The sequence below is a fragment of the Rubidibacter lacunae KORDI 51-2 genome (assembly GCF_000473895.1).
In the GTDB taxonomy this organism is placed as follows: Bacteria; Cyanobacteriota; Cyanobacteriia; order Cyanobacteriales; family Rubidibacteraceae; genus Rubidibacter; species Rubidibacter lacunae.
Window position 1 is genome coordinate 16,838 of record NZ_ASSJ01000034.1, and the last position, 26,978, is coordinate 43,815.

At 57.6% G+C, this 26,978-nt stretch carries 7 protein-coding genes; all 7 read right to left on the reverse strand.

Annotated elements, in window-relative coordinates:
- Nucleotides 1-42: 42 nt before the first annotated feature.
- Genes KR51_RS18070 through KR51_RS05620 form a run of 7 tightly spaced genes read right to left on the reverse strand, consistent with a single transcriptional unit; the run spans nucleotide 43 to nucleotide 26,974 of the window.
- Nucleotides 43-288 carry an aspartate 1-decarboxylase gene (locus KR51_RS18070; RefSeq protein ID WP_232214538.1) on the reverse strand — a complete coding sequence of 82 codons (246 nt, stop codon included), beginning with the start codon at nucleotides 286-288 and terminating at the stop codon, nucleotides 43-45.
- A 60-nt stretch (nucleotides 289-348) separates the two neighbouring features.
- Nucleotides 349-3,528 carry a non-ribosomal peptide synthetase gene (locus KR51_RS05595; protein WP_022605753.1) on the reverse strand — a complete coding sequence of 1,060 codons (3,180 nt, stop codon included), beginning with the start codon at nucleotides 3,526-3,528 and terminating at the stop codon, nucleotides 349-351.
- Nucleotides 3,529-3,567: 39 nt separating this feature from the next.
- The gene (locus tag KR51_RS05600; RefSeq protein WP_022605755.1) at nucleotides 3,568-6,906 is read right to left on the reverse strand and encodes a condensation domain-containing protein; all 3,339 of its coding nucleotides are present in this window, start codon (nucleotides 6,904-6,906) and stop codon (nucleotides 3,568-3,570) included.
- A 33-nt stretch (nucleotides 6,907-6,939) separates the two neighbouring features.
- A complete protein-coding gene (panD, locus tag KR51_RS05605) occupies nucleotides 6,940-7,281 on the reverse strand; it encodes an aspartate 1-decarboxylase (RefSeq protein ID WP_022605757.1) in 342 nt (113 codons plus the stop codon).
- A 55-nt stretch (nucleotides 7,282-7,336) separates the two neighbouring features.
- Entirely contained in the window at nucleotides 7,337-13,282 is a 5,946-nt protein-coding gene (locus KR51_RS05610) for a non-ribosomal peptide synthetase (RefSeq protein ID WP_022605758.1), read from the reverse strand.
- Nucleotides 13,279-20,478, reverse strand: coding sequence for a non-ribosomal peptide synthetase (locus KR51_RS18655; protein ID WP_022605760.1), 7,200 nt, complete (start codon nucleotides 20,476-20,478; stop codon nucleotides 13,279-13,281). The genes KR51_RS05610 and KR51_RS18655 overlap by 4 nt, the downstream gene beginning before the upstream one ends.
- A complete protein-coding gene (locus KR51_RS05620; protein ID WP_022605763.1) occupies nucleotides 20,471-26,974 on the reverse strand; it encodes a type I polyketide synthase in 6,504 nt (2,167 codons plus the stop codon). The genes KR51_RS18655 and KR51_RS05620 overlap by 8 nt, the downstream gene beginning before the upstream one ends.
- Nucleotides 26,975-26,978 lie beyond the last annotated feature (4 nt).

A 26,978-nucleotide genomic window follows, 5' to 3' on the forward strand; every position in this document is an offset into this window, starting at 1 on the left:
GATTATCTGGTTAGAATCTCCGAATGCAATGATGATAACTTCCTAACCTGCTTTAATAAGGTGAGATGCTGCGCCGTTTATACAGATTTTGCCCGAATTTTCCGGGCCTTCTGTAACATAGGTTTCTAACCGATGGCCGGAGGTGTTGCTAACAATAAGCACCTTTTCATAAAGATCGATGTCCGATTTTTCCAATAAGGTTTTATCAATTGTGATGCCGCCGGTGTTACTGGCATCAGAGTGAGTGACCGTTGCTTTATGAATTTTTGAGCGCATAAATGTTCTCATTGGTTTTCTCTCCATTTGCGTATTGAGAATGCTTGGGTTTGTACAAACGTGATTTCGGAATTAGCCCACTCGATCGAGGGTCTCCTGGACTTCTTCTTCGCTGAGAGATTCAACCTCGGCTATCAGAATTTCTTCAACAATTTCGGCGATATCAGCGATTGTGCGCGCGTCGAATAACCGCTGCAGTGGTAATTCAATTGTGAAGGTTTCTTGCAGGCGCGATAGCACCTGGGTGGCTAACAACGAATGCCCGCCGAGCTCGAAGAAGTTATCGCGCACGCCGACTGTTTCGAGTTGTAAGACTTCGCACCAAATTTCCGCGATTGCCTCTTCAAGTTCCGTGCTGGGTGCGACGAAGTTTGGGCTGAGTTCTGGGCGTACTTTTTCCGGTGCGGGCAGTGCTTGCCGATTGACTTTGCCATTGGGGGTCAGCGGCAGCGCTTTCAGTGTCACAAATAGACTCGGAATGGCATATTCGGGTAATTGGCCTTGCAAATACTGGCGAAGGGCGGTGCTATCAAAAGAAGTCCCGTCCGAGGCTGGCGTTACGTAGGCTACTAGTATTGGGTTGCCCAGACGATCTTCGCGCACCACGGCAGCAACTTCACTAATGGCCTCGTTGCGACCGAGAACTGTTTCAATTTCTCCAAGTTCGATACGGAAGCCATGCAACTTCACCTGTCGATCGACCCGCCCGAGGAATTCCACCGTGCCATCGGGCAACAACCGCACGCGATCGCCGGTTCGGTAGAGTTTCACCGCCGTTGCACCGTTCGTACCAGCAGTACTGAGCGCTCCACTATCCCCCGGGCAAACGCAGTCGATGAAGCGCTCGGCATTGAGTTCGGGGCGTTGGAAATAGCCGCGACTGAGGGTCGCGCCGCCGATATACAGCTCCCCCGGTACGCCCACGGGCACGGGCTTCAGCTCGGTATCTAAGGCATAGGCCTCCACTCCGGCTAACGGTTTGCCGATGGGGACTGTGGCAGCAATCGCGTCCGTCACTGCTGCTGCGGTCACAGGGTGGGCAAAGGCGCCGACGGTGGTCTCGGTGGGACCGTAATGGTTGAAGATTTGGCAGCTCGGCTGCTGGGCCAGGATGGTTTCAATTAGTGGCCAGCGGCAAGCTTCACCGCCGAGAATCAAACGCTGGCGCGGCAATACCGCCCCCGGATCTGGTCCCTGCAGGAGTACCTGCAAGTGCGAGGGGACAATTTTGAGGCAATCAATGCCGTGCTCCTGGCAGTAACTGGCAAAGGCCCGACTATCGCTGGCGCGGACTCCAGTTAACAGGTGTAGCGTTCCCCCTTGCACCAAACAGGGAAACACCATCGTATGGCCGAGATCGGCTGCCAGGGTGGATACTACAGCGTAATTGGCATCAGCCGGTAGCTGCAGGCGAGCGATCGCCGCTCGCGTGTAGGCCATTAACTGGCGGTGCTCGACGGCCACAGCTTTGGGCTCGCCAGTGGAACCGGAGGTGTAGAGCAAGTAAGCTAGCTGTTTGCCCGCGTGGCTCGAGTCTGGTGGCGTCTCGGGGTAGCCCGCGCTAGCCTCAGCATCCAGATACAGGGCAGGTGGAGCATCCTGGGGCAAGCGCTCCGATAGGCTGGTTTGGGTAATTACCAGGGGCACGTCAGCATCCTGTAGGCGGCGGGCAACCCCAGCAGCAGGCAGGGCCGGATCGATGGGTAAATAAGCACTTCCCGCTTTGAGAATTGCTAGCATTGCTACGATTGCTGCCGCCGTTCGCTCCGCGTAGAGAGCAATGGGCACCTCCGGGCCGGCCCCCTGCGCCACCAGGGCATGGGCGAGTTGGTTGGAACGGCGATCGAGTTCGCTATAGGTGAGTCGCTGAGTTTCGTCTGCCACAGCGACGCGGTCGGCACAGTCGGTCGCAACGCGCGCAAAGGTCTGCAGGATATTGGGCTCCACAGGAATGGTGGCGGGAGCGGTAGGACTGGTGATGGTCGTGGGGAACCCATCGCCGAGCAGGGAAATTCGGCTCAGTGACAGTGTTGGATCCGAACTTATCCAGGTGACAGCGGTTTGCCATTGGTCTGCAATCGCCCGGACGGCGGCTAGAGAGATCGCTGTGGGGTCGTAATGGAGTTCGGCCCGTAGGGTTTCGTCCCGGGCAATACACCTCAAGCGGAGGGTATTGCGATTGCTGGGGCTCCAAGTACGCGAGATCTCGAACTCGACGTCGCCAGCATTGAGATTCGGAACCCGCACGAATTCAAAGCCAACAGGCAGATCGACGCTCTCGGGCTGGAAATAATCCTGCCAGCTATCCATCTGCTGCCAGGTTTGCCCGACCTGCCGTGTCAGGGCAGCAACGGTCATGTCCGTATCCAGCTGGACCTGCAATGGCATCTGCACTTGGAACGCCCCCAGGCCTTCGGCGAGGGCTTCATCCGATCGCTCCCAGTTCCGCACGCCGATGGCGAACTCTTCTCGTTCGGTTTGTCGCCAGAGCACCACCAGCCAAGCTGCTAAAAGGATTGCAGCGGTTTCGGAGTTATCGCCGATTTCCCGACAGGAGCCCTGCCAAGGCCAACCCAGCATCTGCATCTGGGTTGGCCCTGGTTTATCGGCTAGCGTTTTGGGCTTAGTCAGGGGAGCGGACAGGGGCGGACTCGCGATCGCCGACCAAAAGGCGCGACCGTTGGCGGTATCATCCTCCTCGGCCAGTTCCTGTTGCCAGGCTACAAACTGGGGATACTGAACCACTTCGTCAGCAGGAATGAGATCGCCCGAGCGATCGCCGTAAACCCCGGCTAATTCCAGGGCAAGATTATGCAAGCTTTCAGTATCGGCGCAGATGGCCGGCACCGAAACGAGCAACCAGTGCTCTTCAGGGGCGCGCTGGCCCAAAACCGCCCGAACCAGTGGCAAGGTCTCGAGGGATTGGAACTGCTGGCATGCGGCTTGGCGGCACGCAGCGATCGTCCGCTCTAGATTTTCTTCGGCACCCCAATCGACAGATTCCCAAGCCACACCCCCTTGGGGTTCGACAATCTGTAGGGGCACGGTCAAGGTGCTGGGCTGACAAAACTTCGTCCGCAAACTCTCGTGACGTTCGACAACAACATCGAGCGCGCGTGCCAACCGATCGCGATCCAACGGGCCGCGCAGGCACAGCAGCAAATGATTAATGGTGGGACTGCCCGGCAGTGACTGAAGATAACGCTGCTGCGATGAAAGTGGATAGCCGCTAATATCGGTGTGGCTCAACATTGTTTGGATACCGTTAATTTTATTATTTATAAGAAGTGGTTAACCAATCATAGAAAGGCGATCGCGCTGTATCATTTCCCCCAAGGCTACGACAATTTTGCGCGGTCCTTGGAAAGGATTGCGCCCGTGAGCCATCAACATGTTGTCAAGCATCAATAGATCGCCTTTTTGCCACGTGAATTGACGCGCGCAAGTTTGATAGGCGGCATCAACCTCTTCCAGGACTTCAGGTTCGATTTCCGAGCCATCACCGTAGTAAACCTGACGGGGCAAACAATCCTCTCCCAAAAGGGAACGGATGGACGCTTGGGTATTGGGATCGATGTAGGAGAAATGGTGGAGTTGAAGCTGATTGAAAAAGACTAAATCCTGCGTATGGGGATGGCGGGCAATTGCTTGACGAACTTGACGCGTGCGCAGGCGACCATTCTCCAACCAAGTCCATTCAACGCCTTCGGCTTCGCAGCGACGCTCGACTTCCGCGCGATCGTCAGTTTTAAAGAAATCGCGCCAATCTACATCCAAGCCCGGCACAAAATTCCGCTCGTACATCAGTTGCTTGGTAGCAAAGCGATCGCGCGTTTCCGGACGCAAAGTCTGGTAGAGCTGCCGACAATTAACAATTGGAGTTTCGCCCCCCACCGGAGATGGCTGGACGCAGAAGAACCAAATCTTCATCGGCCATTTCTGTAGGTGCGAGCTTTCGTTATGGAACAAAATAGCTCGATCTTCGGGATAGGGGGTCGAGCCATACACCTTGCCGCTTACTCCCGTTCGAGGGAGGTCGCCATAGTTGCCAAACAGTTCCGGACAAATTGCCCCAGAAACGGTTTCAAATGCTCGCGCGTCGGGTAGGTCGAAGCCCCGAAAAAGTAGCGCTCCCGATGTCTGAAGTTGTCGCTCTAGAGCGGCACGATTCTCGGTGGCCCAGGCAGCTAAATTTGCAGCCGCAACTTGGGGTTCGTAGAGGCCGATGCCGATGGGGTGTTGGCTAAACCGCACCACTTCAGTGGCTGAGACGCGGACGGCTTTGGGTTTAACTTTCTGAAAGCGCTTGCGTTTCGGTTGAGGCGAGATCGCGCCGGGGCTAAAGCGATCGGTCATGGTTTCTATCGGCGTATCGGGGTTGGCAATTAGGGCTTGTAAGAGGTCGAGATATTGTTGGGCTAGCTGGTCGACCGTTGCAGTTTCAAAGACATCGGTTTTGTAATTCCATGTCACCGTTAGTCCGGCAGCAGTTTCTCGCACAAACAGGGCTAAATCGAACTTCGCGGCATGATAATCCGGCTCCGCTGGCACTAGGGTCAGACCCGGCACTTCTAACGCAGGCAGTGGTGCATTTTGCAGGACGAAGAGCACCTGAAATAAGGGCATCAAGCCATCTTGACGCTCTGGTTTCAGCACATCGACCAACTTTGCAAAGGGGACATCCTGGCGATCGTAAGCATCGAGGGTGACCGTCCTGATGCGCTGCAGTAGCTCGCGAAAGGTTGGGTTTCCAGAAAGATCTGTTCGCAGTACCAGTAAATTAATAAAAAAGCCGATCGCGGCTTCGACTTCTTGCCGGTTTCGATTGGCCAAATCGGTGCCCACAGGAATATCGCGCTGGGGCGTATAGCAGCATAACAACAACTTAAACGCCGACAGCAAGGTCATAAACAACGTTACGTTTGCTTCTCGGCCAAGCTGCGCTATGGAGGTCAGGATTTCTGGTGTGATGACGGTCGCGATTGCCGCACCGCGATCGCTCCGTTGTGCGGTCCGAGGCTTATCTAAGGGCAGTTGCAATGTTGGCAAATCGCCACCAAGTTGCCGCCGCCAATAGGTAAGCTGTTCGTGCCAATCCTGCTGGCGCTGCCAAGCAGCAAAGTCGGCATATTGAATCGGCAACTCTGGCAAAATGTTGGCAGCCTCACCCGCCTTAAATGCCGCATATAGCTGCGAAATTTCGTGAATTAGAATGCCATAGGACCACCCATCAATAACGATGTGATGGGCGGCGAAGAGAGCCAGATGGCGATCCCCGCTCAAACGCAAGATCTTCACCCGCAGTAGCGGGCCGGCAGTGAGATCGAAGGGCTCCCGGGTATGAGCCGTGGCAAGTCTTTCTAGCTCCCGCTCCTGGGCGGTGGGGTTAAGGTTACAGAGATCGATGAGGGGCAGCGCGATCTCCAACTTTTCAGCAATTCGTTGTACGGGGTGGCCCCCTGCCTGGGGAAAAGTCGTCCGTAGAACTTCGTGACGGGCCACAATGGCATTCAAGCTTGCCTGCAATGCCGCTAAATCTAGATCGCCCAGAAGTTCCAGGCGTGCGACTTCGTTGTAGGCGCTATTGCCCGGCGAAAGCCGATCCAACAACCATAAGCGCTCCTGGGCAAAGGACAGCGGTAGAGCCTCGGTGCGATCGCAAGGCTCGATAGCTGCCAGGGCTTGGGGGGGTTGTGCTGTCTCGATGCGAGTGGAAATCGCAGCAACAGTTGGCGACTCAAAGAAGGCCCGCAGGGATAGCTCGACGGGAAATCGATTACAAATCCGGGCGACGACCTGAGTTGCCAGCAGCGAATGTCCCCCGAGTTCGAAGAAGCTATTGTGAATGCCAATTTGCTCCACGGGCAAGCTCAGAATTTCAGCAAAAATCTGCGCGAGGGCGATTTGGAGTGGCGTGTTGGGGGCAACAAAACTGGTGTCGCTAAGGCGATCGTTTTCGAAGCTCGTTAGCGCGTTGCGATCGAGTTTCCCGTTCGGAGTTAACGGTAAGGACTCTAACGCAACAAACGCGCTCGGCACCATGTAATCCAGTAAGTTTCGCTTGAGATATGTTCGTAATGCTTCGCTATCCAACTCAGCATCGCTAACGATATAAGCCACCAAGCGACGATCTCCCGAACTCACCTCGCGCGCCATGACGGCACATTCCCGAACGTCGGGATGGTTGCCGAGTGTAGTTTCAATTTCACCGAGCTCTACACGAAAACCGCGAATCTTTACCTGATTATCCCTGCGCCCCAGAAACGCAATCGTGCCATCGGCACGGTAACAAGCCCAATCTCCTGTTTTGTAGAGCCGTCCCTCGCCAAAGGGGTTGGCAATGAATTTCTGAGCCGTCATCTCGGGGGAGTAAAGATAGCCTAGAGATAAGCCCATGCCGCCAACATACAGCTCGCCAGGTACGCCGATGGGCGTCGGCTGTAAATGCGGATCGAGGATGTAGATTGCGGTATTCGCAATCGGTCGCCCGATAATTGAGCGATCGAAATGCCTTGCCAAACCTGCTTGCACGGGCAACTGCTCGGTAGGCCAAGACAGGGGTTCGTACCCCAATGCCTTGAGGCGATTGTTGAGGAGATTCTGCCTATCTTGCGTGAGGAAAGTATCCATAGAGTTGCCCTCGAATGAATTCAACCCCAGTCCTTACAGGTACTTGACAAATTGATTGTCACCATCGACCAAAATAGCTGTCGGCTCTACCGGCACATTGGAGGTCTCGAACGCCATAATGATGACTTCTTCACCTTTTTTGATTAGGTGGGCAGCAGCACCATTCATGCAAATGACCCCCGACCCTTCAGGACCTTCAATCGCATAGGTTTCTAATCGTTGTCCTGATGTATTGCTGACAACGAGGACTTTCTCATGGAGACAGATATCGGCCTTTTCCAGCAAAGTTTTGTCAATGGTGATGCTGCCCACATAACTAACATCAGCTTGGGTGACGGTTGCTTTGTGGATCTTCGCTCTCAGTCGCGTTCTCATGGCTTTCTCCTACAGTTTGAGATGATGATAAATTGATGTTGGCTCTAGAAACCATCTACAATTGCTGCAGAATGCGAGCAATTGTGGCGACTTTCCCGGGTTCGGGCTCATGTTCTTTAAGCAACTTGACAAGTTCGCGAATGGTCGGGGCGCGATATAAGCTCTCCCTAGGTAAAGGGATGCCGAATAGATAATGTAGGCGTTCGATCGTCAAATTTGAAAGATAATTGTTGCCTCCTACCTCGAAAAAGTTGTCATCGATCCCAACCCATTCGAGCTGAAGCACGTCTTTCCAGATCTCAGCCAAGGCTTTTTCCTCCGGTTGCTGAGGTTCGGTCAACCGACCCCGAACAGAGGAATCCGGGAACTCAACAGACGCCAATTCAATAGGTGATGGATCTACCTTTGAATGCCAAGTTTCGTGATGCGTAACATCTGCCGAAACTTCTGAAGATCCATAGAGATTAATCAAGAAACTATTGGGGATTTTATCATAGAATTCTTTGCATAAGTTGGTCTCTAGAGTCTCACCACTGGTTACCCAATACTTTAGGTGGGGAAGTTTATCCTTTAACTCACTGCCAGTCTCTAGTATTGCCCGCAGTAGAGAAGGAACCAGAACGATCCGGGAAATCTGATGGGTGCTTAAAGTATCGATCAGATGTGGGGGATCTTTGACAGTTTCAGCAGGGATAATTACAGTTGGAATCCCCTGAAGCAAGCCCCCAAAGAATTCCCAAACCGAATCGACGAAACTCAAGGAAGTCTTTTGGCAGCAACGCTCGTTGGGCTCAAAGGGATAGGTCGTCCACATCCAATACAGTCGATTGACAGTCCCTTGATGGAGTCCTTGCACCCCCTTAGGTTTGCCGGTAGAACCGGATGTATAGATGACGTAGGCGACGCTATCTGGCGTTACCTCAGAAGTCGGGTTTTCAGTACTATGGGGCTGAATTTTGGAGGTCCAGTCAGTATCCAAACAAACCGTCTTGGCCTGATGTTCGGGTAGCCGATCGGCGATCGCATTTTGTGTAATCAAAAATGGTACCTGGCTGTTTGCAAGCATGTATTCCAGACGTTCCGGGGGATAGCTCGGATCGAGGGGGACGTAAGCCCCACCGGCCTTAAGAATCCCCAGAACACTGACAAGTGCATCGAGAGACCGCTCGACACAAAGGCCTACCAGTATCCCGGGTTTTACACCGAATTCTTGCAGGGCATGGGCGAGTCGGTTTGCGCGCGCATTCAGGGTGAAATAGTTAATGGATTCAGCACCATAGATTGCCGCGATCGCTTCTGGAGTGCGATCCGCCTGATATTCAAATAATTGGTGAATGCAGTTGTCTAGGGGGTAATCGACAGCTGTATTATTCCAGTCCGTGAGAATTTGTTGGCGCTCCCGGGAAGTCAGCATGGGTAGCGTTGCCACCGGTTGGCGAACATCTGCCACCATACTGCGAAGGAGCATTTCAAAATGGGTGGCCATGCGCGCGATGGTTTCGGCAGTAAAGAGTTCGCTGTCATATTCCCAACGCCCGGAAAACCCGCGATCGCCCTCTTGCAAGGAAAGGGTTACGTCAAACTTGGCAGCGACAGTTTCGACCTCCAGGGGCGTGAGAGTAATCCCTTCAAGTTCTAGGGATGCTGTCGGGACGTTTTGCAAAATAAACATCACCTGGAATAGCGGCGTGTGAGCCAAGGTGCGTTCGGCAGCGACGGCTTCAATAATCCGCTCGAAGGGTACATCCTGGTGGGCGTAAGCATCTAATGCCGTGTGGCGCACTTGCTGTAACAAATCGGCGACCGTCGCAGTTGGATCGATCGTGGTACGCAAGGCCAAGGTATTCACGAAAAAGCCAATTAGCCCCTCGACTTCGGGATGATTTCGATTTGCGATTGGGCTGCCGACGACGATATCTTGCTGTGCACTGTAACGAGCGAGTAAAAGCTGGAATGCAGTCAAGAGCACCATGAATGGGGTGACTTCTTGCTGCTGGGCAAGGGTCTTGACGGCGGCGGTTAATTCTGGCGGGAGTGCGATATTTTGAACTCGGCCTTGGAACGATCGCCGTGCTGGACGAGGATAATCGGTGGGCAATTCTAATAGGGCTGGCACCCCAGCAAGCTGTTGCTGCCAATAGTTCAACTGCCGTTCTAAGACTTCTCCCTCTAGCCATTGGCGCTGCCAGACACCGTAGTCAGCGTACTGAACGGGCAAAGGAGCTAGCTCCGTCGACTCTCCCGTGCGATAGCCCTGATAAAGGGTAATGATTTCGCGAATGAAAATCCCCGAGGACCAACCATCACTGATGATGTGGTGCATCACCACCGACAAAATATTTTCGTTGGGCGCAAGCTGTATTACTTTGACGCGCAGGAGCGGACCAGTGGCCAGGTCGAACGGTTGTTGAGTTTGGCGAATTAACCAGTCTTCTGGGATGCAATCGAGGTCGACAGCGCTAACAATTTCCAGGGGAACATGGAGATGTGGCAGCACGCACTGTACGGCGCTGTCGCTGCCATCCCTCAGGGGGAAATAGGTCCGTAAGCTCTCATGACGAGCGACTAGCGCATCAAGGGCCTGCTGCATGGCATCAAGATCCGCAACGCCCTCAATCCGGAAGCTGCCAGGGATGTTGTAGGTAGCCGAGCCGCCTTCGAAACGATCCAAAAACCACAGACGCTGCTGGGCAAACGATAGCGGTAGATTCGCCGGATCCCGTTCGGTGGCAGGCAGGGGAACGATCGCGGGCAGGGCTTGTCTGGCAGTTTGGCTTTGCTCTAAAGCGGCGATCGCTCGATCCAAATCCGCAACCGTGGTTGCTTCGAACAGTACCTTGAGGGGAATCTCGACACCGAAGGCCTGCCGCAGGCGCGAGATCAATTGGGTCGCAAGTAGGGAATGGCCGCCAAGATCGAAGAAGTTGGCGTGCAGACCCACGCGCTCCGGTGGCAAATCAAGAACCGCAGCAAACTGCGCCGCGATCGTCTGTTGGCGCTGGGTTTCTGGGACTACGTAGGGTTGGTTAGCGGTTAGCGCTTCCCCAGAAGGGACGGGCAGTGCTTTGCGATCGATTTTGCGGTTGGGGGTGAGGGGAAAGTCTGGCAGCCAGGTAAACCAAGCGGGAATCATATACTCCGGGAGTTGCTGGCGCAGCCATTGTTGCAATTCCGTGGCGGGCAACTCGGTCTCCCCTTGCAGGTAAGCCACGAGGGTGTCGCCATGGGCACTGACGACACCCTGAGCGATCGCGGGATGGTCGTGCAAGCAGGCTTCAATTTCTCCCAGCTCGATGCGGAAACCCCGGACTTTTACTTGGTAATCGATGCGTCCCAAATGTTGCAGTGTGCCGTCGGTACGGTAGCAAGCTAGGTCGCCAGTGCGATACATGCGCGCGCCGGGCTCGGTCGCAAACGGATCGGGCAAGAAGCGCTCCGCCGTCAAGCCCGCCCGCCCCTGATACCCCCGCGCCAACCCCAGGCCGCCGATAAATAACTCCCCGGCAACCCCAACGGGAGCTGGTTGCAACTGGGTGTCGAGGACGTAGGTTTGAGTGTTGGCAATTGGTCGTCCGATGGCAACGGATGCGTCGTTTTGTATCTGCTGCTGCGCCGACCAAATCGTGGTTTCTGTGGGGCCGTATAGGTTCCACAACTCGGAGCCACGATCGGTCAGGGCGGCGGCCAAGTCCGGGGGCAATGCCTCGCCACCGCAAAGAATTTTCAGTCCCGGCTGCCCGTCCCAACCCGAGGCCAACAGCAAGCGCCACGAGGCGGGGGTTGCCTGCATCATTGTGGCTCGCTGTAGCAGTTGGGCGAGCTGCGCGCCATCGAGGGTAGTTTCGTGGCTGGCAAAGAGCAGCGTCGCGCCGTAGGTCAGGGGCAATAATAATTCCAGAACGGCGATGTCGAAAGACAACGATGTGACCGCCAGCAATGTGTCTTGGGGGGTAATGCCTGGCGATCGCCCGTGGGCGTTGAGGAAGTTGGCGACGGCTTGGTGGGGGATTTGGACGCCTTTGGGTTTGCCAGTGGAGCCGGACGTGTAGATCAGGTAGGCCAGTTGGGCGGGGTGGGGTGTCTGAGCGGGGTTTTCCGCCGATTGCTGGGCAATCGCATCTGTCTCGGCAAGCAGGTCGATAACGACAGGTACGCCAGCCGCCAGGGCCATCTGGGCCAAATCGTCATTCCCTCGGACGATCGCGAGATCTGCTCCCGCATCAGTTAGGGCGTATTGCAAGCGCTCGGCAGGGTAGGCTGGGTCGAGGGGAATGTAGGCTCCGCCAGCTTTCAGGACCGCCAACAGTGCGATAAGGGTTTCGGCGGTGCGATCGAGCAGCAGACCGATGCGGGTTTCGGGTTCGACCCCGCGCGCGCGTAGATACGCAGCCAGGCGATTGGCTCGGGCATTAAGCTCGGCGTAGGTGTAGCGTCGATCTTCGAACTCCAACGCGATCGCCTCTGGGGTCCGAGCCACCTGCGCTTCAAAGCCACCATGCATGGTGTGCCAATTCGGCAACGGCGTTTGCGTCGCGTTCCAATCCCGAATTCGCTGCCGTTCGTCTCTGTTCAGCAGCGGCAAACGATCGATGGGCGTGTCGGGCTCAGCGATCGCGGCTGCCAATAGCCCTTGCCAATGGCGCGCCCAGCGTTCGACGGTGGTCGCATCGAAGAGATCGCAGTTGTAAACAAAGGTGCCCTGCACCCCTTGGGAACTCTCAAACAGATCCAAAAAGAGATCGAATTGGGTGGCGCCCAAGTTTGAGGCCAGAGGTGTAATTTCGAGATCCCCAGCGGAAAACGGTTGGTGGGGATCGGCCTGCAAACCAAACATCACCTGCAATAGCGGCGCGTGACTCAACGATCTCTCCGGGGCCAAGACCTCAATTAGTTTCTCGAAGGGCAAATCTTGGCGATCGCTCGCTGCCGTTACCACCGACCGCACTTCGTCGAGGAGTTGACGGAAGCTCCATTGGGGCTGCAGCCGCACTCGCAGTGCCAGGGTGTTGATTAAAACGCCCACGAATCCTTCCGTTTGCACGCGGTTGCGATTGGCGACGGGCGTTCCCACCAGCAAATCCTGACGACCCGTGTAGCGGTAGAGCCAGGCAAAGTAGGCGGCCAAGCCGACCATGAACGTCGTGGCTTGGCTCTGGCGGCTGAAGGTTTGCAGGTGTTGGACCAGTTCGCCATCGAGGCGCACGGCCACGCGATCGCCGCGGCCGCTCTGGCGTGCCGGACGGGGGCGATCGACGGGCAAATCCAGCACTTCTGGCACGTCCCGCAACTGCTCCTGCCAAAAATCGAGCAGTCCAGTCAACTTCTCGCCCTGCAGTTGTTCGCGCTGCCAAACGGCATAGTCGGCGTATTGGATAGCGAGGGATGGCAAGCTGGCGGGCTGCGATCGTACCTGGGCTTCGTAAAGCTGGACCAGCTCGCGAATTAAAACGCCCAAGGACCAACCATCGGCAATGATGTGATGGATGTTGAATAGCAGGACGTGGTATTCCGGGGCCAGGCGTAACAGCGTCGCGCGCAGCAACGGCCCGTAGGCCAAGTCGAAGGGTTCCCGCGCCGCTGCGACGGCCAGCCGCTCGACTTCGGCATCCCGAACGGCCCCATCCAAGTGCTGCAGATCTGTCACCGGCAAATCGATTTCCAATTCCGGCAAAATCTTTTGCAGGGGTTCGCTCGCGGCATTCGGGACAAAGACCGTCCGTAGGGGCTCGTGGCGATCGCCCAAGGCCTGGAAGCTTTGGAGTAAGGCCTCTACCTGCAGCGGTCCCGCAAGACGCACGGCCGCCGGAACGTTGTAAACGGGACTATCCGGATCTAGCTCGTGCAACCACCACAACCGTTGCTGGGCAAAAGATACCGGTAGCGGTTGCTCCCGAGACTGGGTGGGGATAGCTGGCTTAGTGGGATTTTTCCGCACGCGCTTGGTCAAGCGCGCCAGTTGCTCGGGGGAGAGTTGGGAAATCCGCTTGGCAAAATCGGTCATGTTTGCTCCCCTCCTTCGGTTTCCAACTCGTCGAGCAGATCCCCGTCAATTTGCTCGGCCAAGGCTTGGGCGACGGCTAAGGCCAAGGCAGCGACGGTAGGCTCGGCAAACAACGCTTGCAGCGACACCTCAACGCCAAAGGTTTCCCGGACGCGGGCCATCACCTGGGTTGCTACTAGCGAATCGCCGCCGAGCTCGAAGAAATTATCTTCTACCCCCAATTCCGTCACGCCCATCGCCTCTATCCAGATGGCCAAAATCGCTTCTTCCAGGGGATTGCGCGGTGCCACAATCTCTCGGGCAGTCTCCGTTTTCGGCCAGAGCGCTGCTAGGGCCTGGCGATCGACTTTGCCATTCCCTGACAAGGGCATCGCCTCTAGGGGCAAGAAGCGGGGAGGCACCATGTAGCTCGGCAGGTGCTGGGCCAAAAAGTCTTGGAGCGGCTTGGCTTGGAACCCCCGAACCGTTGTCGGTCCCTGGGCCATCAACACGTCAAAGCCCAACCAGTCGGCGAAGGTGCCGGTTTGGGGAAGCAGCTGTACCTTGGAGAAGCCGTGGGTTTGCAGGGCTTCGGTCCATTGCTGCCGCGAGAGCAGCGGGTGTTTGGGACGCAAGCTCAGATCGATCGCGCGATCGAAACCTTGCTGCAGGCCCATGGTCAGATCGAAGGGAGGATGGAATTGAGTTTCTTCCAAAATTAGTAAGATGCCGCCGGGCCGCAGCAAGCGCCGCAGATGGGTCAGGGTCTCGGCAATATCGCGGGTAGCATGGAGGACGCTCGAGGCCACGATCGCATCGTAGGCATGGCAGGTATACCCTTGAGCTTCGGGAGCCACTTCCAAATTCAACAGGCGGTGTTCCAGGAACGAGTAAGCCTCAAACTCCTTTCGTGCCCGTTGTAAGAAGTAAGCGGAAATGTCCGTGAAGCAGTAGCGAATCCCCTCCGCAGGCAAACGGGGCAGGATGTGCCGCGTTGTAGAACCGATGCCCGCACCCACCTCAAGAATATGCAGGGGCTCGCCCGCCCGCATCTGTACCCAATGGACGAGGGCGTCGGCAATCAGCTCGTTGCAGCCGACAAATTGCTTTTCATAGACCTCGGGGATCTCCTGGGCGGTGTAGATTTCGGCTGAATGCTGGCGTTCTGCAAGCAAGTCCGCGAGATTTTCCACCGTTCGCAATAGCAAATCTGTGGAAGCGGGGCTCAAATCCATGGCGGCAGCGGCTCCTGCACGCACGCGTTCGATCGCCTCTGGCTCTATGGCTGTCGGCAGCGATCGCGCCGCAAAACGTTGGCCCTCCCGCACGCACCAACCTTCTTCAGCGAGTTGTTCGCAGGCCCGTTGCAACCACTGTTGGTAGCGCGGCAAAATTTGGCCGCGTTGGCGCAGTTGCTCCACATTTAGAGCCTGCCCGTCGTTGGGGAAAACGCCCAGTTTGTGGAGAGCAACTCCAGCGCCTTGGCGGTACAGCGCCTGAAGATGGGTCGCAAACGCATGGAATTCCGTCAGATCCTGGGGTTGCGTGCGGGTGCGGGCACTTTCAAGGCCAGCTGCCACCAGTTGCTCCCAAAGTGATGCCGCACTGTCCAGGGATTCCCAGGGAAATACGGTGGTTTCGACAGTAGCTTCGACAGTGCTCTGGGTCGGGGTCACCAGCGCCCCTAGGTAGCGATTGCCTTCTCCTTCGCCCACGACGAGGGTTGCTGCTCGCCCGACTTCCAGATGGCGTTCGAGGGTGGATTCAATGTCCCCCAATTCGATCCGGTAGCCCCGCAGTTGGACTTGATTGTCTTCCCGACCCAGAAATTCGATCTCGCCTGATGGCAAGTGACGGCCCAGATCGCCGGTGCGGTAGAGGCGATCGCCTGTGGTGGGATGGGTGATGAAGCTGGCTGCTGTTTTCTCGGGATCTTGCCAGTAGCATTGAGCCAACCCGATGCCGCCAATGAAGAGTTCTCCCGGCACCCAGGCGGGGCAGGGTTCGAGCTGAGCGTCAAGAACGTAGAAGCTTTGGTTGGTTAGGGGCCGACCGTAGGGCACGCTTTTCCAAGCGGGGTCGATTTCCCCAATGGGATAGAAAATCGACCAAATCGAGGCCTCCGTCGCGCCACCCAAACTGACTACCTCAGCCCCAGGCCACAGCCGCCGAATTTGGCTCGGCAGGGACAGAGGAATCCAATCGCCACTCATCATGACCAAACGCAGCGAACCCAACTCCGGCACCTCGCGATCGCCAATTTGAGTCACCAACATCTGCATCAGCGCCGGGACGGAATTCCATACCGTCACACCATGGGCGGCAATAAGCTGCAGCCAAGTCGCCGGATCCCTAGCAGCATCGGCAGGTGGCATCACCAGCGTGCTCCCAGCCGCAATAGCTCCGAAAATGTCATACACCGACAGATCGAAGCTCAGCGAGGATAGGGAAAAAACGCGATCGGCCTCGCCAACGTTAAAACGCTGGTTGATATCCGCGAATGTATTGACCGCACCCCGATGGTCGATCGCGACACCTTTCGGACGTCCCGTCGAACCCGAGGTGTAGATGATATACGCGAGATCGCCCGGCTGGCGGGAAACGGAGAGAGGTGCGTCCGAGGCTTGTTGCAGTGCCGGATTGTCGAGAGCTACCACCTGCGCAAAGTCCGGCCAGGTTAGTTCTTCCTGCAAAGCTTGAAGTGTCAACACCCAGGTCGTCCCTGACTGTTCCAGCACGTCGGCGCGGCGATCGCCGGGTAAATCCGGTGCGAGGGGCACGTAGACTCCGCCAGCTGCCAAAATGCCGTAGGCCGCCACGACTTGCTCCCAACCCTTGGGTAGCGAGATCGCCACCAGTTGACCCGGCTCGACCCCCGACACCTGCAGATGCTGGGCGACGCGGTTGCTCTCCCGGTACAGCTCGCTGTAGGTCAGGGTGCGATCGGGCGCGATAACCGCCGGTCGTTCCGGGTGTTTTGCCGAACCTACAGCCAGATCGGCGTGCAGTAGGCCGCTCGGGATGGGGGCAGTAGTCTGGTTGTACTCCTGTTGAAGCGTTTGCTGCCAAAGGGGAAGGTGCAGTGGGCGGGTTTGTTGCCAAGGGTTGATGTCGGCATTGGTATTGGCAGCCAATGCTTCGAGGAGCTGCCGATAGGCCGCGAACATATCCGCCACCAAGCCTTCGGGGAAGAGTTCGGCAACGACATCCCAGTTGTAGACGAGGTCGCCGTCTTCTTCATAGACCTGGTGATCGAGCCAAACCTGAGGAGTTTGTGCCACACCAGTTACCAGCTTGCCCAGCCAATCCGTGCCAAACCCAGTCTCAGCTTGGTTCGGGGCCGTTGCCAGCAAACTGGTGAATACCACCGGCATCATTTGCGGGCGATCGCCCTGGTGTGCCATGTCTCGCATCACTCGCAGGCCGCTGACATAGCTGTGTTCGAGGTCTTGCCAGAGTTGCTGCTGCACTGCCCGGGCGCGATCGCCAAATCCAGCGGTATCGCGATAATCGATTGCCAGCAGGGCCAAGTTAGTGAAATCTCCCACCAGATCGCGCACCTGGGGGTGCAGGGGTAAGCGATTAAAGGTAGTTAAATTCAGGCAAAACTGGCGCTGCTTACTCCACGCAGCTAACACTTCTGCAAAGGCAGCTAAGAGCAATCCCGAGGGGGTCAAGCCCTGTTTGTTGGCCTGCTGCTGGAGTGGTTTCCAGGTCGCGGCGGGCAAACGACCGGTCAGGCGCTGGAAGTGCGGCTGAGTCACGCTTGCTGGCGCGACGGCCAGGGGTAAATCCGGCCCAGCGGGGAGGGCGTCTAGGCGCTCCTGCCAGTAGTCGCGCGAGCGCGCCTGCAAGGCGGAATCTTCTAATTCCTCCAGGGACAGGACGTAATCCCGGAAAGTTACCTCTAGGGAAGGCAAAACCGCATCAAGATCTTGGTAAAACTGTCCCCACTCTTGGCAAAGCAACTGCAGACTAGAGCCATCCACCAAGAGGTTATCAACACTCATTAGCACCCGCAGATCCGTTGGCTCCAACCGCACCACCAATACGTCGAATAGCGGCCAAACCTCTGGATTGCGGACTTCGTGGGAGAGGCGATCGCGGTGTTCTTGCAGTTGCTGCTCGCGCTCGGCGGCGGGCAGTTCGCTCAGGTCGAGGACCTGGATTTCATAGATAGGCACTTCGGTAAGCACCTGTTGCTGGCCTGTGGGCAATACAACCGTTCGCAGCGCATCGTGGCGGGCAATCGTGTGCTGGAAGGCTGCCTGCAGACGAGCGCAGTCCAGCCCGGGGCTCAGGTATTCGGCAAAGACATGAGCCGCGACGTTACCCAGCTCGAAGCTCGCACTTCGACCCAGCCAGTAAGCCTGCTGAATTTCATTCAGTGGGAACGGTTGGTGGCGATTATCCACATCGGGCTTTAGCTCTGGCAGGTCCACTGGAGTTGAATCCTCCAAGCCCACCACAATCCCGTCTGCCAAGGCTGCAATTGTCGGGCTGGCTAAAAATGCTGCTAGCTCAACACTGCTACCGAGGACCTTTTCGAGATCGAACTTGAGTTCGAGAGCAACGATCGAATCCAATGCCAATGCCTGCAAAGGTGTTTCTGGGGTGATGCGACCGCCTTCGACTCCAAGAGCCAAGGCCAAACGAGCCGTCAGATAAGCTGCCAGGTGGGGCGACCGCTCTTCGGGAGCCAGTTCGGTCAGGGGCTGCAAATCTGGTAGGGCAAATGGTGCTTTAGCCGATACGGAAGTTGCAGCTGCGGGTTGTAGTTGAGCCCCCTGACCTGCTGCCACACTCCAGTAACGCTGGCGCTGGAAAGGATAGGTGGGGAGGGGGAGGCGCTGGCGCGAATAGTCGCGATCGAACCCGCTCCAATCGACCTTTGCCCCTTGCTCATATAGGGCACTCAAGCTTCCTAGCAGGGTTTGCCAAACGGACTGACCAAGTGCCGCGCTCGCCAACCAGCACTCGTTCGGTGCCATACCGGTAGGCATCGCGTCACTGGCTACCAAGAAGACTGGGTTTTCGAGATCCTGCGGAAGTTGGATCCCATCAGACGTCGCCCTGTCAGCCGACCGAGTGAAAAGTGTTTGTGGCTCCAAGGGTTGCCCCGTTTGGCTGCAATACAGGGGTATGGCCGTCGATTGCAGATCCGTTACCCGGGGGTGAGAGTCGCGTGCGGCCCATTGCAGAGCGCGGTCGAGGGGAACCGCCCCGGCCATCCAGGCTGCCAGTAATTCGCTTCCTGGCAACACGAGAATACCTGCAGGCTCGATCCCCCAAGAGCGCCACAGCTCCACCAGGGCTACTTGCAGGGCAAATCGCGCCACTGGCGAGGGACGTTCGTTCGGACCGAATTCAATGGGGGGCAGGTTGCCTGGACAGTCGCGGCAGCGTGCGATCGTGGATTGGAAGGCCGGTTGGGTGCGACCGAGCTGTGCCCCTAGATCCCAGAGACGATTCCACAGGTCCGCTGAGGGTACCGAAGCAACAAAGATCGGCGCGAGCCGGACCGGCAGGGCCTCGGCGGCGATCTCCACCGGGGTGGCTTCAGGTTCTGGAGTGGCTTGGAAATAGGATGCGATCGCCGCTCTCAGTTCGGTCACGCTGGCAGCTACGGCACTCCAACGATGCTGGAAGTGCGCTCGGCCTAACGCCGCCGTAAAGCAGAGATTTCCTAAGTCCACCTCGGGATGGTTTGCTAAGTAGCGATCGTAGCGCTGCAGCAATTCCCAAAGCGCTCGTGGGGTTTTTGCCGTTAGGGGCAATAGGTGTAACGGGCGATCGCGCTCTGGTGTTGCGAGGTCTGGTATTAGTGGAGCCTCTGCCAAGATGGCGTGGGCGTTGGTGCCGCTCATGCCAAAGGAGTTCACCGCCGCCAAACGACTTCCCGCCGTGCCCGGCCAAGGTGTGAGTTGGGTTGGGATCTTGGCTGGAATGTCGTCTAAGTCGATCTCTGGATTGAGGGTTTGGAAGTGCAAATGGGCTGGCAGTGCTTGGTGCTGCATCGCCAACATCACTTTGACTAAGCTGGCCAACCCGGAAACTACCTCGGTGTGGCCGATGTTGGTTTTCACCGAAGCTAGGAACAGAGGATTTTGCGGGTCGCGGTCTTGCTTGTAGACCTGTCCCAAGGCGGTTACCTCAATCGGATCGCCCAGGGGGGTACCGGTACCGTGGGCCTCGACGTACTGGACATCTGCCGGCTTAACCCCTGCCTGTTCTAGGGCTTGGCGCGCGACGGTTTGCTGGGCGGCGCCACTGGGGACGGTGAGCCCCGCGCCCGCACCGCAGTGGTTTGTTGCGGTCCCTTTGACGAGAGCGATGATATTGTCGCGATCGCGCTGGGCATCGCTCAAGCGTTTGAGCATCAAGACCGCACACCCTTCTGCCCGCACGAAGCCATCGGCGTCAGCGTCAAAGCTGCGGCAGCGGCCCTGGGCCGAGAGGATATTCGTCGCTGAGAACGTCAAGTTTGAGTCCGGGGACAAGATCAAATTGACGCCCCCGACTAAAGCTTGGGCGCACTCGCGGGCGCGCAGGCTTTGGCAGGCCAAGTGTAGAGCAATCAATGACGACGAACAGGCCGCATCCAAGGCAAAGCTCGGTCCTTGGAGTCCCAGAACATAGGACAAGCGCCCGGCGGTAAAGCAAAACCCATTGCCGGAGCCGGTGTAGGCATCGATGTCTTCCAATCGGTGCGATCTCGCCTGGAGGTTGGCATAGTCGCCAATCCCGATCGCGACGTAGACGCCGGTGGTGCTACCTTCCAACGCTTCCGGAGCATAGCCTGCCCGTTCTAAGGCTTCCCAGCCAACCTCTAGCAACAGGCGTTGCTGCGGGTCCATGGCCAAGGCTTCGCGGGGGCTGATGTTGAAAAATTCCGGATCGAAGCGATCGACGTCGTCGATGAAACCGCCGCGTCGCGTGTAGGTTTTGCCCGCCACGCTGGGATCGGGATCGTAGAAGTCTTCCACATCCCAACGATCGCGCGGCACCTCAACGAGAGGATCGCGCCCCGAGGCCAGCAGTTGCCAATAGGAGTTTGGATCGACGACACCGCCAGGGAAGCGGCAACCCATGCCGATAATCGCGATGGGTTCGTTTTGGGCTTGCTGGAGGCTTTCGAGCTGCTCGTTGAGCTCGTAAGCCAGTAGAGCCAGCCGTTTGGGGGATAGCGATTGAATTCGCCCGAGAAAATCACTCATTGCGGTCTGACCTCGCAAATTTTTCAGCAAATAGCCGGTCGACTTCGTCATCCGAGAGGCGATCGATCCGAGTCATGGCATCGACGGGTTCGTCTTGGGGCTCTGCCAACGGGGGTATCTCCAGTGCTGCCAACTGCCAACCAAGAATGTCGGTTGCCAGATACCCCGCAAGGGCCGTAATGGTGGGATATTCGAAAGCCGCAACCGCCGGAATCTTGCAGCTGAGGTTTGATTCCAAGCGATTCTTCAGCTCGAGGGCCATCAGGGAATCCATCCCCAGTTCGAAGAGGCTCCGCTCGCAGTCGAGACGCTCGGCAGGGGTAATGCCCATGACGCTGGCTGCTTCGGTCCGGACGTAAGTCACCAGTACGGGCAGACGGGCTTCGGGGGCAAGGGCCAGCATCTCTTGCTGTACCGCTCCGACAGCAGCAGCGGGAACGGTTTGCTTGCCAGCGGTCGTTGCCGGGCAGGTGCTCGCTTCCTGAGGGCGACGCAGGGCCGCAACGTCAGCAGCATCAGGGTCGGCAACCCGAGCTAAAACCATGCCTTGTTGGGCAAGGGGGGAATCCGGTGCTGCCGCCGTCATGATTTCCACGGCGGGGAAGCCGATCTCGGGCAGGATCTCCTTCCACTGGTGGTAGGTCAACAACGGATAATCCGGGCGCAGGTCCGCATCCGCAAAGGCCCACCAGCCCGGGGTCATCCCGAAAATTAGATCGACCCAAGCCTGGGGCTGCATGCCTTCGAGGAGCACCAGTAGCCCGTCTGGAACCAGGAGCTGCCGCACGTGGCCGAGGGTTCGCCGCATGTCGGCGGTGGCATGGAGGACGTTGGCCGCAAGGACAATGTCGTAGTGGTAGGCCTCCAACCCTTGCTCGTGGGGGCTTCTCTCGATGTCAAGAACCCGGTAATCGAGGAAGGGATAGTCCTTAAATTTCTGCTCGGCCTGGGCGACAAACAAGTGAGATACGTCTGTGAAGGCGTACTCGCTACGATCCCGCGGCAGCAGCGACAACATCGACGCCGTCGTACCGCCGGTCCCGGCCCCAATCTCTAAAATTCGCAAGGGGCGATCGACCGGGAGTGTTTCCAAAGCCTTCGCAACGGCATCCTGGACCCACTGATTGGCGATTTTTGCGGCCGGGGAATGTCGGTAGAGCGCCTCAAGATTGGCGAGAGACCCTTCCGAGAAGAGAAGTTCCAGTGCGCTTTGCCGGCCCTGGAGAACTGCCGCCAGCGCCCCACCACATTTGCCGAGTAATTGCAATTCAGCATCGCAGGCCGGGTAGATTTTCCGGAGCGCCTGTAGGGCTTGCTCGGGGTCGGTCTTGCCCGGGGCCTGCCGCACTTCCCATGTGTCGCCGTCGCGAGCCAACGCTCCGGCCTCCTGGAGAATTTGTAAGACGCGCTGCCACAGCCGTTGGTGTTCCGGCACGATCTGACATTGGCGATCGAGTTCGGCGGCGGTATGGCGTTGTCCCATAGATAACCCGACCCCCATCTGCGCCAACGCCGTCAGGCAATAGCCGCGGCTCAACTCGGCCAGGGCCGGGAGTAATTGCCGGTAGAACTCTAGTTTTGATAGCTGTTCTAAGGCGATCGTGCGCTCCCGCACCCAGGCTCCGAGGGCCACCGGGGCCGGCAAGAAGTCAGCGCGAAGTTGGGCGAGGAGGTCGCTTTCAGGTGCTTCGGTGCCGGGTGCAACTTGCTGGAATTGCAGGCCTTCAACTTTCAGTAAAACGGTGCCATCGGGAGCAAAGATGCTCACCTCCCCAGTCAGGTTTTGGCGATCGTCAGTTAACAGCAGCGTGGCATGGCTCCAAACTTCTGCCGGCAATGCCCCATAAACCCGAACTCGACCGACGCCCACACCGAGGTAGCGCGGGGCACCGGCATGCATGAATTCAGCCGCCGGGAGTGCTGCCCAGCAAACTTGCAAACAGGCTTCCAGGAGAGCCGCAGGCAGATCGTTTGCAGCCGCGGGTTGGGCTCCATCAGGGAGTTGCAGGCGGGCGATCGCCTCACCTTGACCCCGCCATAGCTCTTGGATGCCGCGTCCCTCCCCATCGACTTCAACACCCAAGGTTGCTAGCTGTTGGTAGTAGTCTGGCCCGGCCATTGCTGCCGTGCAACGCTGTTGCAACGGGGTTAGGGCCACGGCTGTTGGCGACTGGATCGCGATCGGAGTCGCGCGATTTTCGGTAGACCTTACTGCCGCTGAGGGCAGCACGACATCCAAAGACTCGCAAGCTTCCCGCAAGCGGTTGAGATGGGGGAGTGCTTCCAGAACCAGATCGGGATGGGGACCAAAGTCCAGAAGACAGCCCAATTCATTGACCCCGATTTTGGCTAGCTCCTGCACCAAGGGGAAGCAAGTTTCGGGCGTTCCCAAGAGCACCCGGCGATCGCGAACGAGGCGCTCGAAGACCATCGCCGTTGCTTGATCCATATCCTCTTCCGAGAGAGCTGTCAGATCGACTTGACTCCCCCGGCTGTAACTCAATCCGCTCAGGAAGGGAATGTAGGCGCGGATGTAGTCGCAGTAGGGCTGGCGCACCTGTTCGCAGACCGTGTCAAAGTCAGCCCCAATAAAGGTGGGCAGGGTGACGGTGACGTTCCCGGTGGCCGGATCGTAGCCGGCATCGGCCCGGGCTTCGCGATAAAGCGCGATTTTCTCGGCTAGCGCATCGATATTTTGATCGAACAGGTGAGTGAGGAGATTGGCTCCGATTTTCCCGGCGGTAATGCAGGTTCTGGGGTTGCCAACGGCAGTCATCCACACGGGCAACTCCGGCTGGACCGGCGTTGGGTACGAGCGGATCTCGTGCATTTCGCCGTCCCCGCCCAGCACCTCAATGGTCTCGCCGCGCCAAAGGCGACGCACGGTTTGGATGCCATCAACCAGGCGCTCCCAGCGTTCTGAATAGCTATCTGGCGCCGTGGCAAAATCCGCTGGATTCCATCCCGAGGCAAAGGAAACCCCCACCCGACCCCCGGACAGGTTATCCACCATTGCCCATTCTTCGGCAACTTGTAGTGGATGGTGGATGGGCATCACCACGCTGCCTGCCTGCAGGCGAATCTGCTGGGTTTCGCGGGCTAAGGCCGCATGGAGTACGGCCGGGTTGGGATACAAGCAGCCGAGAGCGGTATAGTGGCGCTCGGGAATCCAGATGCGGCTAAAGCCGTTGCGATCGACGGAACGGCTCCCTTCCATCACCAAGCGATAGCGATTACTGGCGAGATCCACCTCGCCACTGGCGAAATACATGATTCCGAAGTTGAGGCCGCGCTGGATTTTTACATTCTGGGACTGTGCAACCGAATGGGGAAAGGTCGGCACGGCGGCAACGAGTTCGGTTGGGGCGGACCGCACATTTGCGGTCGCATGGAGCGTCCAATCAGTTGCTGCCTCCAGTTCGCGACTATGAACTTGGAATTGGGCGCTGCCATCTTCGCCAGCAATCCAGACTGCTTGGAGGACTCGCCTGCGCTCGCCCGTGACAAAAAGCGGCTTGGAGAGTTGTAAATCTTCAACCTGGCGATTGCCCTCTCCCCAAGCAATCCGTGCGGCGGCCAAGGCCATGTCTAAATAAGCCCCAGTCGAAAGCACGGACGTCCCTTCAGCGCGATACCCCCGCAAACCCGGCAAGGTGTTGAGATCCAGCGACCGCTCCCAAGTTAATTCGCCGGGGCGATGGGCCGAGGCGGGCAGGCGAGTGCCCAAGAGAGGATGTTCGAGGGATGGAAGGGCTGCAGGGGTTGCAGGCGCAATGGGTTCGGCAGCCAACCAATGGTGCTGGCGCTGGAAGGGATAGGTGGGAAGAGAAATAGCCCGCTGCAGGGGCTGGTTGCGATCGAAGGCTTGCCAATCGGCCGCAACCCCAGCGGCGTATAACTCGCTCAGGCTCTGCAGTAACTGCCCGCTCTGGTTCGGTCTGAGACTGGGTAACCAGAGGCCATCGTCTGTTGGCAGGCACTGCCGCCCCATACCCAACAGGATGGGCTTAGGCCCGCATTCCAGGAAGCACTTCACTCCCAACTTCTGCAACGTTGCCATACCGCCAGCAAAGTTTACTGAGGCCAGGACGTGCTTTACCCAATACTCGTGAGTAGCGACGTCATCGCCAGCCACCTCGCCGCTGACATTGGAGACAAATTTCAGTTTTGGAGTTGCGTAACTTATCTGCTGGGCCACAGCTTCGAACTCGCCCAACATCGGCTGCATCAAGGGCGAGTGGAAAGCGTGGGAGACGTTCAACTCGATCGTTTTGATTCCCTGAGCAGACAGCTTCTCGACAATCGGCCGTACGGCTTCAGTTGCACCGGAGATAACGGTGCTCTGGGGGCCATTAATCGCGGCGATCGCCACACCCGGTTGCTCGCCAATGGTGCTTCGGACCGTTTCAACTGGGGCCAGGGTCGAGACCATGGTGCCGCCGACCGGAAGTTGCTGCATCAGGCGACCCCGAGCGGCAATCAACTTGAGGCCATCTTCCAGGGAGAAGACACCTGCAATACAAGCCGCGACGTATTCTCCAACGCTATGGCCCATCACCACTTGGGGTTGGATGCCCCAAGATAGCCACAGTTGGCACAGGGCATATTCGATGGCAAAGAGGGCGGGCTGGGTGTAGCCGGTTTGGTTCAGAAGTGCTGCGTCTGCAGCTGCACGATCGGCGGGGTAAAGAATCTCAAGAAGGGATTGCTCCAGGGAGTACTGCAGAATTTCATCGCAGCGGTCTAAAGCTTGCTTGAAGGTGGGCTGAGTTTCGTACAACTCCCGACCCATCTCAAGGTATTGCGAACCCTGGCCGGTAAACAGCATGGCGATGTCCTTGCCAATTGCTGCGGGAGTGCTTTTGTCCCCAAGCTGCCAAGCACGCAACTGCTCAAGAAAATCATTCGTATCATGTCCCACCAGAGCTAGCCGCGACTCGAAATGGGTCCGGCCGGTGCGGCTGTAGTAGCAGGCCGCTGCCAAGTCGTCTGTAGGCAACGCTTCTAAGTATTCGACATACTGTTTGACCTGCGCTTCGAGGGCGGTCGGTCCCTTGGCAGAGAGGGTCAATAATTGCTGCGATCTTTTAGGGGCTTCGGCCTCGGGCGTTTCACGCAGCGGTGCCTCCTCGAGGATGACGTGAGCGTTGGTGCCGCTGAAGCCAAAGGAACTCACTCCAGCTAAGCGAGGGGATTCGCTCCGGGGCCAAGGAATAGCTTTAGTGGGGATCTCTACGGGAAATTGGTCCCAGTCAATGTAGGGGTTGGGGTTTTGCAAATGAAGGTGAGGGGCAATTTCCTCGTGCTGTAGTTGCAGGACCACTTTGATCAGTCCAGCAATCCCAGCCGCGCCTTCCAGGTGGCCGATATTGGTTTTTGCCGACCCCACGTGCAGCGGTGTGGCGTCAGTTCGCTGGGGACCGAATACGGCTCCCAGCGCACCCATCTCAATCGGGTCGCCGAGGGACGTACCGGTTCCGTGGGCTTCGACATAGCCGATCTCGCTGGGATTCAAGTTGCCAGATTTCAGAGCCTGGCGAATGACTTCCTGTTGGGAGGGGCCGTTGGGGACGGTCAAGCCACTGGTATGCCCGTCTTGGTTAATTGCCGAGCCGCGTAACAGAGCCAGAATGTTATCGCCATCCCGTTGGGCATCGGAGAGTCGCTTGAGGACCAAGACGCCACAGCCCTCGCCGCGCCCAAAGCCATCGGCACTGATATCAAAGGTTTTGCAACGGCCATCGGCGGCCATCATCCGGGCCTTACAGAAGTTGATGGTGTTGATGGGGGAGAAAATCCGATTGACGCCAGCGGCCAAGGCCACGTCGCTTTCTCCATTGCGGAGCGAGGTGCAAGCCAAATGCACCGCTACTAACGAAGAACTACAGGCCGTATCCACCGACAAACAGGGGCCGGTAAGCCCGAGCAAATAAGAGAGCCGACCGGCAGCCGTACTGTGGCTATTGCCCGTTGACAAATAGGCATCGATACCTTCGAAGCCCCGCTGCATCAGGTGTTGGCTGTAGTCGTTGGTGCAAATGCCGATGTAGACCCCCGTGGGCGTATTGGTCAGGGCCGTAGTGGGGAGGTTGGCGGTTTCCAGGGCTTCCCACACAACTTCCAATAACAGGCGCTGTTGGGGATCTAAAGACTGGGCTTCCCGGGGGGTAATCCCAAAGAAATCCGCATCGAACTCTTGGAGGCCATCGACGAAGCCGCCGTTGCGCACGTACATCTTGCCGGGGGCATTAACATCCGGGTCGTAGAAGTGATCGAGACTCCAGCGATCGCTCGGAACTTCCGTAATCGCATCGGTACCCTGCTGCAGAAGCTGCCAATAGGCGTCTGGGTCAACCGCACCGCCGGGGAAACGACAGCCCATGCCCACGATCGCAATCGGTTCGGTGCGGGCGCGATTGGCGACGTTTTGCTCGTGTTGCAGCTTCTTGACCAGAAGCATCGCTTTTTGTAAGGGGGTCAGGTCAGTGGTGGCCATGCGT